Raw genomic sequence first — 14,312 nt, 5'->3', positions numbered from 1 at the left:
ATTTTCTGTTCAACTGTAAAGAAGGGGTTGATGATTTGGGGTTGGTGGAAGCGAATACCCAGAGGTTGTGCTTAAAAACGATGAGGATATAAAATGACGGTTCGCGTTGCAATTAATGGGTTTGGTCGTATTGGTCGCAATATTTTGCGTGCCATTGTGGAGAGTGGACGACACGATATTGAAGTTGTGGCTGTTAATGATTTGGGAGCGGTGGAAACCAATGCCCATTTGTTGCGCTATGATTCTGTTCATGGGCGTTTTCCAGGTTATGTGAAGGTGGTGGGTGATGCCATTGATGTTGAGGGCAATTTGATAAAGGTATTGGCAGAGCGTGATCCAGCAAAATTGCCATGGAAAGCTTTGGATATCGATATTGCTTTAGAATGTACCGGAATTTTTACAGCACGTGATAAAGCGAGTGTTCACTTGGATGCGGGGGCAAAGCGTGTTCTGGTTTCTGCTCCCTCTGAGGGTGCAGATCTTACCGTGGTTTATGGGGTGAATCACCAGTCTTTGAGCAAAGAGCATAGGGTTGTTTCTAATGCTTCTTGTACAACCAATTGTTTAGCGCCTGTTGCGCAGGTTTTGCATCAAACGGTGGGTATTGAAAAGGGCTTTATGACTACAATCCATTCTTATACGGGTGATCAACCGGTATTGGATACCATGCATCGTGATCTGTATCGGGCACGTGCTGCGGCTCTTTCTATGATTCCTACTTCAACGGGGGCGGCGAAGGCTGTCGGGCTGGTTTTGCCAGAATTAAAAGGGTTGCTCGATGGGGTGTCAATTCGTGTTCCAACCCCAAATGTTTCTGTGGTGGATTTGACATTTACCGCTAAGCGTTCCACAACGGTTGAAGAAATTAATAGCGCCATTTGTACTGCTGCGCGAGGTTCACTTAAGGGAGTTTTGGATTATACAGAGGAAAAGCTTGTGAGTTGTGATTTTAATCATAATCCGCATTCAGGCGTTTTCCATAATGATCAAACAAAGGTCATCGACGGTCAGCTTTGTCGTGTTTTGGTGTGGTATGATAATGAATGGGGTTTTTCAAACCGCATGAGTGATACGGCAGTGGCTTTTGCAAAAACACTCTAAATGAGGGCCTTCGGGTCCTTTTTTATATTGAAAAGTTAAGTTTTATGATGAAAAATAAAAACGCATTTTGTTTGAAAAAAACACCTAGAGATTGCTCTTTACGTAGCTGGATAAAAGCTGCTGTGCCTGCATGATGGTGTGTTGTGTATTGTGGGGATGTGTGTTTTTTTAACCTCATGAAAGAATAGAATTTGCAAGAGTGTGCTTTTGAACGAAACAAAGTTTGAGAAAATACGGCCGCGTATTTGTTTTTTGCTTTTAAGCAAAAGAGTTTGCGTGGAAAGATGGTTGGGTTTTGGTTGAGGTGTTTTGTCTCATGCGTGAGAGGATACGGGTTGGCTTTCTTTGAGGAATTGCCTACGATGTATAAGCGAGGTGTTGTATTTTGTTTGAAACAACAGAAAGTGAAGAGAGAACAGTTATGGGATTTCGTACGCTTGATGATGTTGATGTTTTGGGCAAACGTGTCCTTGTGCGGGTGGATTTTAATGTGCCCATGGCGCTGGGCGAAGTTTGTGATGTAACGCGTCTTCAACGCCATAAAGAAACACTTGTGGAACTGCAAAAGCGTGGTGCGAAGCTTATTCTTCTTTCCCATTGTGGACGCCCTAAGGGGCAAGTGGAGGCAGAATTTTCACTCCGCCCTGTTGTGCAAGCGTTGGAAAAAATCATTAATCAACCGGTGGCTTTTGCCGCAGATTGTATTGGTGAGGCAGCACGGATAGCAGGTGATGATTTGCAAAATGGTGGTGTTTTGCTGCTTGAAAATGTTCGTTTTCACCTTGGTGAAGAGAAGAATGATTGTTCTTTTGCTGAGGCTCTTGCCCATAATGGCGATCTTTATGTTAATGATGCTTTTTCAGTTTCTCATCGTGCCCACGCTTCGGTGGAGGGAATAACACATTTATTGCCTTCTTATGCGGGACGCTCTCTGCAGGGGGAATTGCAAGCGTTAGAAAAAGGACTCGGAAATCCAACGCGTCCAGTTATTGCAGTTGTTGGAGGAGCGAAGGTTTCTAGTAAGCTTTTTGTGCTCAATCATTTGGTTGAAAAGGTCAATTATTTGGTGATTGGTGGGGGAATGGCAAACAGTTTTTTAGCCGCGCAAGGCATATCTGTTGGCAAATCATTATGTGAGCATACGCTGATGGAAACGGTGAAGAAGATTATCGAAAAAGCACGCGCGTGCCAATGTGAGATTTTGCTTCCTGTGGATGCAATCGTTGGATTTCGCTTTGAAAAAGGTGCGCCGCACCGTCTCTATGATATTGAAGATATTCCGCAGGAGGGTATGATCTTCGATATTGGAAAACGCTCCATTTCTCATATCAATACGGTTATTGATAAGGCTGCCACTCTTGTTTGGAATGGACCCCTTGGTGTTTTTGAAATGCCTCCCTTTGATCAGGGAACGATAGCAGTGGCATGCCATGTAGCAGAACGCAGTGTGGCAGGAAAATTGGTTTCAATTGCTGGAGGGGGAGATACGGTTTTTGCACTTAACCATGCTGGAGTTGCTGGTGATTTTACTTACCTTTCCACTGCAGGAGGTGCTTTTTTAGAATGGATGGAAGGTAAGATGCTTCCAGGTATTCTTGCTCTCATGCAGGCTTAAGGCTCCCTTTGAAAGGAAAGTTTAAAAAGCTGTAGGCTCTGAGTACTGTGAAGTGTGATGATCATATCGCTTCGTTTTGGAAATAAGACAAAATAAAGAGGAATTTTTTATGAATGAACGTCTTGAAGATATAGCATTTGCTCTGGTGCGTGCGGGTAAGGGTATTTTGGCAGCCGATGAAAGTACTGCAACAATTGGCAAGCGTTTTGAAAGCATTGGGGTGGAATGTCATGAGGATAATCGCCGTGCTTATCGTGAAATGCTTTTTAGTGCAAAAGAAGCTATGGAAAGTGCTATTTCTGGTGTCATTTTATTTGATGAAACCATTCGTCAAAAGGCAGCATCTGGGAAAATGTTGACAGATCTTATCCGTGAGGCGGGGGCTTTGCCAGGAATTAAAGTTGATACTGGTGCTAAATCCTTGGCGGCTTTTCCTTGCGAAACAATTACAGAGGGATTAGATGGGTTGCGTGAGCGGTTAAAAGACTATTATGCCCTGGGAGCACGTTTTGCTAAATGGCGTGCGGTAATTGCCATTGATGCACACACTCTGCCAACAAGGGGGGCGATTAGGCAAAATGCACAGGCTCTTGCGCGTTATGCTGCTTTGTGCCAAGAGCTCAAAATTGTGCCTATTGTTGAACCGGAAGTGCTGATGGATGGAACTTCGCGCGCGCATTCGATTGTGCGCTGCTTTGAGGTGACACAGGCTGTTTTAACCGCGGTATTTCAAGAATTGTTTGAAGCGCGTGTTATTTTCGAGGGGATGATTTTAAAGCCTAATATGGTGATTGACGGAAAAGATGCACGCAAAGCCTCTGTTGAAGAGGTGGCGGAAAAGACAGTTCAGGTGCTTAAACAGACTGTGCCGGCCGCTGTTCCAGGAATTGCTTTCCTTTCTGGAGGGCAATCTGATGAAGAGGCAACGGCGCATTTGTCTGCTATGAATGCTTTGGGGAATGCTTTGGGAACATTGCCTTGGAAATTGACCTTTTCTTATGGGCGGGCGTTGCAAGCGGCGGCTTTGAAGGCATGGGCTGGCAGACATGATAATATTGCTGTTGCTCAAAAAGCTTTTCATCATCGTGCTCGCATGAACCATTTGGCCGCTTTGGGGCAATGGACAAAAGAGCATGAACAATCTTTTGCTTAAAAACAGTGGGTTTTATGGACACAGATTTGTATGAGCAAGTGGGGGGTATGCCCGTTGTTGAACAGGGATGTAATTCACAAGATATGAATTTATAGGGCATGGATTTATAAAGACAATTCATTAATTATTTTGCATGTTGAATGAGAGATCTGAATATTTTAGATTCTCTCATCTCAAGTTTCTTTTATGTTGAATCAATCAAAACCATTGGTTTGCTCGTCGCAAGCGGGGGTGGTGTGTGGGTGGGAACTGTTACGAGAAAGGTTTAAGAACGCTTTTCGTGAATCGTTTCAAGTGTCACAGGTGATAGCAACATTGGGGGTTGCAAATATAGGGGCGGGTTTCTTTGTGTGGGCATTTAGTGGCAACGCTGCTTTGGCAGCGCGTTTTGCTCAATGGTTGTTAGGTGATTGCTATGGAGGCGTACATACTGCCAATAAGAGGAGAAAAAATGCATAAATTTTTACCTCTTTGCTGCTTTGCTGAGGAGCGCAGGTGTTATGCCAATTGGTGTTATGCCAATTATTGAAGCGTTGCGTTTTTCTGAGGTTACAGATTATTTTACTGTTTTAGCCTTTTTTGTTTTATAGGCGGAGGCTTAAGGCTTTCTTTATATTATGGTGATTTAAAGAAGCCTTATCCGTTGTTATTTTTTCAACAAACAAAAAGCCCTCCTTTACAGTGGGGCAACACATTGTTTTCAATGTTTCAATAACTTTATTGGAGTTTTTGTGCTTTTTACAACCCTAAAGAGGCCGTTACATGCCAAGATTACCAAAACGATTTTTAAATTTAGAAACACGACCACCACGGTCTACAAGTGTTTGAGAGCCACCTGTCCACGCTGGATGGGTTCTTGGATCAATATCCAGATTAAGGATATCCCCTTCTTTTCCCCAAGTAGAGCGCGTTGTATATTGGCTACCATCCGTCATAACGACAGTGATTTTATGATAGTCGGGATGAATATTCGCTTTCATGCGTTAAACCTTTTACGTTTACAGAACAAAATAGCACTTTTTCACTTTTTTCAGTGCACTTCTTTTGTCTTTTTGATAAATTGATTAAAGTAGCCCTTCTATAACTGAGCACGCATAAAAAAACAAGTGTTCAAGATATATCATGACATCAAGTGTTATAGACAACCTAATATAGTGAGCGAAACCTTATGAATCTCCTCTATCATTCAGAAAAATCTACCGAGTCTTCAGCAAAAAAATCTTCATTCTCTTCGCTTAAAACTTTCGGTCCTTATCTTGTGCGTTATCGCTGGTTGTTTATCTTTGCTTTTGTCGCTTTATCTGTTGCTGCTCTTATCACACTGGCTTTGCCTGTTGCTATCGGCAAAATGTTTGATCATGGTTTTTCCACTTCAAGCCATGGTCACATCAATTTTTATTTCTTTATTTTGTTCGCTTTAGCTTTGCTACTTGCGCTTGCTTCGTCTTGCCGTTATTATTGTGTCATCACTTTGGGAGAACGGATCGTTGCCGATTTACGGTGTGATGTTTTTGTCCATATTATGAGACTTTCGCCTGCTTTTTTTGATAAGTCCCATTCTGGCGAACTTGTGTCGCGGCTCCTTACCGATACAACACAGATAAAACTAGCTGTTGGCTCAACTGCTTCTACGGCTTTGCGTCATCTGATTGTGGTGATTGGCGCAATTGTGATGATGGTTATCACCAATGCTAAATTATCTGCACTGGTGCTGCTTGCTATCCCCTTTGTGGCTATTCCATTAGTTGTTTTTGGGCGCAAGGTTCGTACACGCACTCGCGCGGCGCAAGATCGTCTTGCAGATGCCAATGCTTTGGCAACCGAACAAGTAAGCGCCATTCGCACGGTGCAAGCCTTTACCGCTGAAAAACTTATTGCGACACGTTTTGCACAGTTGGTTGAACGCGCTTTTCAAACAGCCCGTGCTTCTGTGATCTTGCGTTCCTTTTTACCGGTTTTGCAATTTTTTGGTTTTTAGTAGTGTGGTTACTGTTTTATGGATTGGCTCTCGAGATGTTTTGAATGGCACCATGACAGCGGGAACCTTAGGTCAATTTGTTCTCTATGCCGTTTTTGGAGCCTCAACTTTTGCGCAATTATCGGAATTGGGTGCAGAATTAATCCAAGCAGTGGGTGCTGCTGAACGATTGGCCGAATTGTTGCAAGAAAAACCTACAATTTTAGTTCCTCAAAATCCTTTACCGTTGGCACAACCTGTCCGTGGTGCACTTGTTTTTGATCAGGTTGATTTTACTTATCCTTCTAGACCACAGGAGAAGATTTTGCGTTCTCTTTCTTTTTCTATCAAAGAAGGTGAAACGGTTGCTTTTGTTGGCGCTTCTGGTGCAGGAAAAAGCACCATTTTTTCTTTGATCCTTCGTTTTTATGATCCGACAAGTGGTCAAATTCGCTTTGATGGCGTGGAGATTAATCGCCTTTCTCTGCAAGATTTACGCAGTGCAATCTCTTATGTTCCACAAGATGTCGCTATCTTTGATGGCACGCTGCGCGATAATATTACTTTTGGTACAGAAAAGAGCAATGAAGAGGAAATTATTGCTGCAGCTAAAGCAGCCAACGCACTTGAATTTATTGAAGCTTTACCAAACGGCTTTGATACACAAGTAGGGGAACGTGGTACTATGCTTTCTGGTGGACAAAAACAACGCATTGGTATTGCACGTGCGATTTTAAGAAATGCGCCCTTGTTGCTGCTTGATGAGGCAACATCTGCTTTAGATGCAAATAGTGAAAAGTTAGTGCAAGACGCTTTGGAAGGATTGATGCAAAATCGTACAACACTGGTGATTGCACACCGTTTGGCAACAATTTTAAAAGCTGATCGTATTCTCGTGATGGATAAAGGCGCTCTTGTTGAAGAAGGAACCCATGCAGAACTTGTGGCAAAAAATGGGGTTTATGCATATTTGGCAAAACTCCAATTCTCACCTGAATAAGGAATTGGTATAAAATCAGCATTATACGAATTATCGTTATTGGTCTTGAGAAAACTGAAGGCAGCGTTTACAGCCTTACTTCTTTTTCTCAAATGCCTTTTTTGAGGGTTTTTTCTAATTTCATGCGAATAAGTTCATTGCCAGCGATGATATTTTTTTTGCGAAATATATCGCTACCACCTTCTTTATCTGTGACAAAACCACCGGCTTCGCGAACCATCAGTATTCCAGCAGCTATATCCCAAATTTGCAGATTGTCTTCCCAAAAGCCATCTGTTCGGCCAGCCGCGACATAAGCCAAATCAAGGGCGGCAGCGCCAAAACGGCGCAGACCAGCAACTTCAGCCATGACATTGCGCAATTCGATAAGATATGCGCCATGATTTGGACGACCAAAATGCGGCATGCCCGTTGCAATGACACAATCTTCCAATTTGCGTCGTGCAGAAACGCGACAGCGCCGGTCATTAAAAAAAGCACCCCCACCGCGTTCAGCGGTAAATAACTCATCATTCACGGGATTATAAATCACACCAGCAACGATTTTTCCTTGTCTTTCTAAGGCAATGGAAACTGCAAAAAAAGGAATGCCATGGAGAAAATTTGTTGTGCCATCTAAAGGATCGATAATGAAACGATGTTGTGAATCTTCTCCAATGATTTCTTCAGACTCTTCCATGAGAAAACCGAATTTTGGTCGTGCTTTGCTTAATTCATTGAAAATAATCTTTTCGGCTTTGCGATCTGCTTGGCTTACATAATCGGCTGGCCCTTTCAAAGACACTTGCAAATTTTGCACTTCACCGTAATCACGCACGAGTGAGCGTCCAGCTTTCATTACAGCTTGCACCATGACATTCATGATTGCAGAATGGGCCATATTTTCTTCCTTTATTTATCCTTTATCACTCGCACGACGCAAATAAGTCAATTCGTTGGTGTCGACAATGACACGCTCACCGGTATTGATAAAAGGTGGTACAAGGATGCGAATACCATTTTCAAGAATAGCAGGTTTATAAGAAGATGTGACGGTTTGCCCTTTGATGGCAGGATCTGCTTCAGCAATTGCTACAGTGACCTGATCAGGAAGTGATATACCAATAGGCTTTTCTTGATAGAGTTCAACGGTCACTGTCATCCCATCTTGCAAGAAAGCAGCGCGTTCACCAACAAAATCCTTTTGCAATTCCAATTGTTCATAAGATTCTGAATCCATAAAAACAAGAGCATCACCTTGTTGATAAAGAAAGGTAAAATCTTTTTGTTCAAGGCGTACCCGCTCTACCGTTTCAGCCGCACGAAAGCGTTCATTGAGTTTTGTACCATCGAGCAAATTTTTCATTTCAACTTGGTTGAATGCACCACCTTTTCCTGGTTTTACAGCGTTGCATTTTACAGCAACCCATAAGCTGCCTTGATGTTCAATTACATTCCCAGGGCGAATTTCATTGCCATTAATTTTCATCGTTTCTATCCAATTCTATGCCTGCAAAAGAGCTCTCTGTTTGTTTCCCTAACGATCCTTTGTTATCCTTGGTTGCGTACTCTTTTGTTGTTTTTGCCCCCTTGTGGTTTTAGGTGGGCTTTCTTATGATCTTTGTGGCATGCTCTATTATATTGCTCTTACCCTGTCTAGGGGAGCTTTCTCATGGTTTTTGCAGAGAAAGAAGTCTAGATCAGTACCGCAAGAAAAGCTTTTGTAAGATTGTTGCTTTTCAATTCTTTGCAAGACCATAAAAAGTGTTCAGACGCAAGCTTTTTAAAAATTTGCGTAAAGATTTTTTGGGGATTTTACTTCTTTAAAGGCAAAGAATATCATTCCTGCTTCTTTGCTTGCTTTTGCTAATTATATTTTGTCTTATCTTGCAAGCATTAAGATCAGAGGCTTATTGTTTGCTTACTGTGCAAACATATCCGGCTTTCTTTATTCTATGGCTTTTTGTGCCTCTGCTTTCTTGATGTAGTCTTGTCTGATAAGGTGTTGTAAGAGAAGCCTGTTTTGGTGGTGCATTTTAAAAAATCGTAAGAAGATTTGCGGCTTCTTTGCGTGCTTTTTCCAATTGTGTTTTATCCATCCCTTCAAGCATGAGTTCAAGATCAGGGGCCTGTATGTGTGCTTGCTGTGCGAGCATATACCATGCTGCTGCTTTGATCATATCGCCTTTTGTGCCTATTCCATCGCGGTAAAGCCTGGCAAGAGAAACCTGTGCTGGTGCTATCATATTTCTGGCATTGTTGAGGAGTAAATGAAAAGCACGTGGGTAATCTGTTTCTCCGCCACGGCCTTGTACGAGCCATTGTGCCAGCAAAATTTGTGCGGCGGAATGTTTGTTTTGTGCAGCAACTTCCATGAGTTTGCGTGCATTGTGATCGTCCTTTGGTCGTGTTAGGGTTCCTAATGAGAGAATTTTTGCTGCAGAAAAAGCAGCTTCAGAGTCACCAAGAGCGGCACCTTTTAAAAACCATTTTAAGGCTTGTTCGATTGCTTCATTTTCGCGACTTTGTGAAGTAACACCAGCAAGAATTTGTTTTTCTCGTGCAGCTTTATAAAGCAGCAATTCTCCATAATAAAAATAGGCCTCTTTTACTTTAGCATCTACAGCTTTGCGAATAAATTGTTCCCCTAACTCTTGGTTTTGGGAAATAAAATTGCCATCAAATAACATGAGACCATAGCGCAATTGCGCTTGGGGTTCGCCTTGTTTTGCGGCACGCCCAAACCACAAAGCTGCACGTGCACCATCTATGGGAACGGCGCATCCTTCTAAGTAAATTCGAGCAAGCAGAGTTTGGGCAAAGGGATCATTTTGTTCAGCACGCCGCAGTGCCTCACGAAAAGCTTTCAAATAATAGCCTTGGATGTAATAGTCATAGGCTTGATCATATTCGCCAGCTTGTAAGGGGTGGAAAGATTCTTGTGTGTTTGAAGGGGATTGAATCGTATTCAAAGAACGTTCAAGATCTGAGGATTCTTCAGTCATTTCGGTGGAATTTGCATCAATGACAGTACTGACAAAGCAAAACATTCCTACGATAAGCAGTTTCATGCTTCTTTGTATCATGGATGTTTCCTCCTCCTCATAGTCTAAGAATTTTCACATTTTTCTTTTACCATTTCAAGCAGGGCTAGAGGGTTATCCCTGTGAAAAAAGACTATAAATGTACACTTGACTTTACTGCTTTATCAAGGGACATATATGATGACTTATTATTTAGTAAGTAAGGTATTTAAAATTTTTTATTCTAATTAGAAATTAAGCACAAAATTGTCTTTTGTTTTTTAGATTTGAGTTCTCTAAAACTTTTCAGGAGTTGATGTTCATCTTTACTAGATGTTCCTTCGTCATATGCGTGCAAAATATTTTCTTCTGTCTGTACTTACACGATTTATTTCTTTTTCGTATTTTTGAACTTGTTGGAAAGTTGTGCCTAAAAGGGTGCCTAACTCTTTTTGAGACATTCTTGAGATTTCTCTTTTCAATTGAATTTTTTTGCCTACAGAAATATCATAGGAATGTTGAATTTTATCTTGCCCTTCAAGGTTCTCCCTGATAGCGAGCGCTCTCGCATTGATATTCCGGGAGTTACCGCAAAGCGGGTTCGATTTTCATGTTCAAACTTTAGGGCTTTCAAATCCATATTGATCGTTGCGTATATAACCAAAATATTCGCTTACCAGTAAAATAATTTCAGGAGATTGGAAAATAAAAATACAGTTGATTAAGTGAATTTTTGCCTTACGTACAACATCATTTGAAAGATCATAAACCACAATATAATTTGTATGAATGACAAGTTCACGTGTATTTACAACTCTACAAAGACGACCAAGAGTAGGAAATTTAGCAAGCTTTCTCTTTTTTAGATAAAAATTTATCAAATGCTAGAGCGGCAGAAGAGTTATCTTGTGCTATATATTCACGTATTTTCTGACGATCAAAGTGCGCTATACGCGTCCAAATTAGCTTCATAAAGTTAACTTATTAGCTTACGTTGTGTTTCAAGGCGCCACACCGCCGCTTCTGCTTCAACTTCTTCAGCAGATATTACATCACCAGCATTAGCGGAACTAATACCAAGCTGGATTTGCTCCCTAAACCATAAATCATACGTATTTTTTTCTTTTGTTCTCTTATAATATCACGCATATAACCTTGTAGGAGTTGTGCATCAGATCTCTCATATGCTTTTGCAGCTTTAGAAAATTCACTTTTTAAGACATCATCAAGGCGAAATGTGAATGTTGTTTCAACTATTTTGCCACCATGTAATCTGTTACAATATAAAAGATTTTATTATTTATTCAATAATTGCTTTGAATATGCTAAAAAAGCCATAGATATTGAGATTTCACGCAATAAAGGTCATTCTCTTCATGTTGAAATTGAGGGATACAAAAAATGCAATATAGGGAGGCCTTAAATTATTCATTAAGAAAGAAGTTTTGTAGATTGTCCGTTTTTTGTTAATAGTTCAATTGCTAATTTATCAAATGAAACAAAGGTTTCACCGCCTAGCCAATTTCCCCCGTAGGATATGATACCATCAGCAAAATCTCCACCAGCCTCAAGGATAGCAAGCCCTGCTTTAACAGCTGGTCTATTCATTACTATATTACTGGTTGCTAGCAGATCATGTAACATTCCAGCTATATCTTCTTTTGATAATTTTGCACCTCGACGAAGTATCCAAACAAGTTCGCATAAACAAGGCAAAGAAATAGCTATTAGAGAAGCTTCTCTTAAAATCTTGCTTGCCACCTTGCCCTGCCTTTTATCGTCTTGTAAAACAGCACGAGCTAAAACATTTGTATCTACAGAAATCTTCATTTTTTCCCTGCCCAACTAGAGGCAGCAATTTCATTCATTTCTTCAATAGTCAGTGTTTTTTTTACTTTTCCAGCAAATCGTCCAATGAAGCTATCAATTGTGCGTGTAGGTTGTGCTGCTTTTATACGAAGTTCACCATTTGGTAATTTGTCAAATTCGATTTTCTCACCTGGTTTAACCCCAAGGTGCTGTAGTAAATCCCGCTTCAGTGTAACTTGTCCTTTCGCTGTAATAGTTAATGAATGCATAGAAAAATCCTCTTACTATAAGTATAACTATTGAATATATATAATAAAAGTAATGTAAAATTCAATTACTTTTAAAAAAAGAGTTATATGAATAAATGTTTATGAAGATGATAATGTTGCAAAAATTGTTGAAAACAAAGCAACATCAATAAAGACGCGTGAAGTGCTTGATTTTTAAAAGTAAAGAAAGTCATGTCATTTGAAGATGCGGCTTTCATTTTATAAAATTTTTGGTATCGGTTTGCCTTGCATTTTTTCGTAGAGCTTGCGCATCACCTTCATATTGTTACGACGTGTATCAATAATTGCTTTTTCAACCGTTGTTAAACGGGCTTTGTCGAGATTTCCTAGTCGTGTATAATGAGAAAACATTGCTTTTCGCGCTTCATCATAAGGTAAACCACCTTTGCGGTGCTTTGATAAACTATGCCCCCTATTTATCACCTGATATTTCTCAGAATTTTCTACAAACGCCACATGCTTCCTAATAGGATCAATCTCAGTTAACGCTGTCTTAAAGCTACTTATCATAGATTTGTTATTGCCATACTTAACCAAATCATTTGCTACTATTGCGCATATGTGCGCATATGATTGTATAAATAATTTCGCGCACTCTAGCATTTTTAAGTTTAGCAATTTGAAGCGCTAGCTTTTGTTGATTGGTTGATACTCTCGCATAACCTAAAAGTACTATTTCAGATTATGATACATATTTTTGTATTTTTTGCAGAGTATCAAATATTATAACATAAGGTATAATAAAGCACTAAATTATAAGTTAACAAAGGAGCAAAAATGCAACATAAAACAGGTAGCTTTAACAAATCTGACATCATACAGTGTGATGGGGTACGAAATTTGCTTTGCCTTTGAACAAAGTGAGGCTTGTATCATCTCGTTTTGCTGCTTTGCTCATTGAATAAGGCGAAAAAAGGGCGCATAGTTTTATATGAGTACTTTGTTTTGCCAGTTCTTCTTTGATAAAATCTACCCAAAGGGGCAGATTGCTTTCGTATAAAATTCTACTTCGTGGAAAAGAAAATATTTTCAAAAGAGTAAAAATAACATTCTTTACCATATTATCCTTTACGACTAACGTGAATAGAAAATTCAACGCATTTTTTATTAAAAATAAAATTTGAATTAATAAGATATTAACCTTTGTCGACATGTTAGGCAATTATTGGAGTTGCTTTTAGCTCTACCAAATTACGCTGAAATATTGATGATGGTATTGTTAATAAATGTCTTTGGCGATGTCTTTGGGGATGTTTTTGGGGATGTTTTTGGGGATGTTTTTGGGGATGTTTTTGAATGTTGAGAAAATAGCGCAAAATAAAAACCTCTCAAGATATTGGACTTTTACCAATACCCTAAACAAGCAATACGAGATATAGCAAGCTATTTAGCTGCTGTAGCCACAGGTGGACCACACTTCCACGCACTAGCTCGCTGAAGTGTGGAGTTTTTTATTGTTTTTAAAGCCATAAATTACGATACTTTGTATCGTTACAAGATATAGCAAAATTTATGCACTCTGGCTAAAAAACAAGAGTTTTTATTGAGGCGTAACTCTCTTTATCTTTCGCAAGAGCTTTTAGATCTTTACGTTATTAAACAGGGGGATTTATTTATTTTCATAAATACGTATATAATAACTTGGATCTCCAGACCAATTATACTGAAGAACGGACATTATACGTCCATCATTCTGTGGCGTTAGTCTGTAAAGCAAACTTACACCCATGTTTTGCTGTTTTTGGGGTTGATCTGTATAGATCACGCGATATCCAGCTCGTTTTAACAGATCAACAAATAAAGGAGTAAAGTTGTCTTCAACGTTATTTTTCTGTATAATAACGGTTGTTTTAGCTGGTGGTAAAGGTCTTTTGATATTGCGAATGTAATCATTAGCGATGAATTTTGCGGTATTCTTTGTAATACCTTGACCAACATAACTTGATGAATAAACACCTACAGATGCACAACCCGCTGCTAACACAAGCGGTGGCAGCAACAAATATTTTAACATTTTATTTCCCCTCATTATTACATTCTCCTGAAAAACCTCTTACATTAGGAGAACATCTTTATTCATGACTATAACAACATGCCGATTTCCAATCAAGCTGTATTTTTTCATTGGTTTTTTAAAACTACTATCCTTTCCAAGAGTACTTACAGCTTATACTTAACATACGAAATAAAATGATGCGGTAGGCACTATGTCCAGATTGACCAAATAAATTTTCAGGCATTGCTTTTTGATGGTTGCTTCTAAAAATAGCGTATGAATGTAGATATACAGAGCCTGTGGGGCGCGTAATGATATTAAAAACTTTCATTCTGATCAGCGATGAGTTGTAAAATTGCTCTTTGTTTTACAGAGGTTAAAATCCTAAA

General features: G+C 39.8%; 13 protein-coding genes and 1 pseudogene. 5 read left to right on the top strand and 9 right to left on the bottom strand.

The features are described 5' to 3' along the window. Positions 1-93 precede the first annotated feature (93 nt). The 4 genes from gap (at position 94) to QWU_RS01750 (ending at position 4,328) form a co-directional block, all read left to right on the top strand. A complete protein-coding gene (gap, locus tag QWU_RS01765) occupies positions 94-1,101 on the top strand; it encodes a type I glyceraldehyde-3-phosphate dehydrogenase (protein WP_017196077.1) in 1,008 nt (335 codons plus the stop codon). Between the two features lie 421 nt (positions 1,102-1,522). Continuing rightward, positions 1,523-2,716: a phosphoglycerate kinase gene (locus QWU_RS01760; protein ID WP_026017264.1), complete on the top strand. Its 1,194-nt coding sequence runs from the start codon at positions 1,523-1,525 to the stop codon at positions 2,714-2,716. Positions 2,717-2,825: 109 nt separating this feature from the next. Beyond that, positions 2,826-3,869, top strand: a complete 1,044-nt coding sequence (locus QWU_RS01755; RefSeq protein ID WP_017196076.1) for a class I fructose-bisphosphate aldolase — start codon at positions 2,826-2,828, stop codon at positions 3,867-3,869. Positions 3,870-4,055: 186 nt separating this feature from the next. Continuing rightward, positions 4,056-4,328 (top strand): hypothetical protein, encoded by a 273-nt coding sequence (locus QWU_RS01750; RefSeq protein ID WP_026017263.1) that lies wholly within the window; start codon positions 4,056-4,058, stop codon positions 4,326-4,328. 299 nt (positions 4,329-4,627) lie between these two features. On the opposite strand, the gene rpmE is transcribed toward QWU_RS01750, so the two are convergent. Beyond that, a complete protein-coding gene (gene rpmE / locus QWU_RS01740) occupies positions 4,628-4,849 on the bottom strand; it encodes a 50S ribosomal protein L31 (RefSeq protein WP_006589823.1) in 222 nt (73 codons plus the stop codon). Between the two features lie 188 nt (positions 4,850-5,037). Here rpmE and QWU_RS08890 point away from each other — a divergent pair. Further along, positions 5,038-6,826 (top strand): annotated as a pseudogene (locus QWU_RS08890) (ABC transporter transmembrane domain-containing protein). Between the two features lie 88 nt (positions 6,827-6,914). On the opposite strand, the gene QWU_RS01730 reads toward QWU_RS08890, so the two are convergent. From QWU_RS01730 to QWU_RS01680, 8 genes are all read right to left on the bottom strand, one after another. Continuing rightward, on the bottom strand, positions 6,915-7,706 hold the full coding sequence (locus QWU_RS01730; RefSeq protein WP_006589821.1) for an inositol monophosphatase family protein: 792 nt from the start codon (positions 7,704-7,706) through the stop codon (positions 6,915-6,917). Between the two features lie 15 nt (positions 7,707-7,721). Beyond that, the gene (gene efp / locus QWU_RS01725) at positions 7,722-8,294 is read right to left on the bottom strand and encodes an elongation factor P (RefSeq protein WP_006589820.1); all 573 of its coding nucleotides are present in this window, start codon (positions 8,292-8,294) and stop codon (positions 7,722-7,724) included. 547 nt (positions 8,295-8,841) lie between these two features. Beyond that, positions 8,842-9,891: a tetratricopeptide repeat protein gene (locus QWU_RS01720; protein ID WP_006589819.1), complete on the bottom strand. Its 1,050-nt coding sequence runs from the start codon at positions 9,889-9,891 to the stop codon at positions 8,842-8,844. Positions 9,892-10,442: 551 nt separating this feature from the next. Continuing rightward, positions 10,443-10,709 carry a hypothetical protein gene (locus QWU_RS09945; RefSeq protein ID WP_006589817.1) on the bottom strand — a complete coding sequence of 89 codons (267 nt, stop codon included), beginning with the start codon at positions 10,707-10,709 and terminating at the stop codon, positions 10,443-10,445. A 550-nt stretch (positions 10,710-11,259) separates the two neighbouring features. Next, complete coding sequence (locus QWU_RS01705) at positions 11,260-11,658, bottom strand: type II toxin-antitoxin system VapC family toxin (protein WP_006589815.1); 399 nt, start codon at positions 11,656-11,658, stop codon at positions 11,260-11,262. Further along, a complete protein-coding gene (locus QWU_RS01700; protein WP_006589814.1) occupies positions 11,655-11,906 on the bottom strand; it encodes an AbrB/MazE/SpoVT family DNA-binding domain-containing protein in 252 nt (83 codons plus the stop codon). Before QWU_RS01700 ends, QWU_RS01705 begins: the two co-directional genes overlap by 4 nt. A 219-nt stretch (positions 11,907-12,125) precedes the next feature. Further along, positions 12,126-12,437, bottom strand: coding sequence for a hypothetical protein (locus QWU_RS01695; protein WP_017196074.1), 312 nt, complete (start codon positions 12,435-12,437; stop codon positions 12,126-12,128). 1,099 nt (positions 12,438-13,536) lie between these two features. After that, entirely contained in the window at positions 13,537-13,941 is a 405-nt protein-coding gene (locus QWU_RS01680; RefSeq protein WP_017196071.1) for a hypothetical protein, read from the bottom strand. Between the last annotated feature and the right edge of the window lie 371 nt (positions 13,942-14,312).

The organism is Bartonella birtlesii IBS 325 (assembly GCF_000273375.1).
GTDB classification, from domain to species: Bacteria; Pseudomonadota; Alphaproteobacteria; order Rhizobiales; family Rhizobiaceae; genus Bartonella; species Bartonella birtlesii.
Note: the sequence above shows the minus strand (reverse complement) of the source record. Positions and strands in the feature narration are given on the sequence as shown.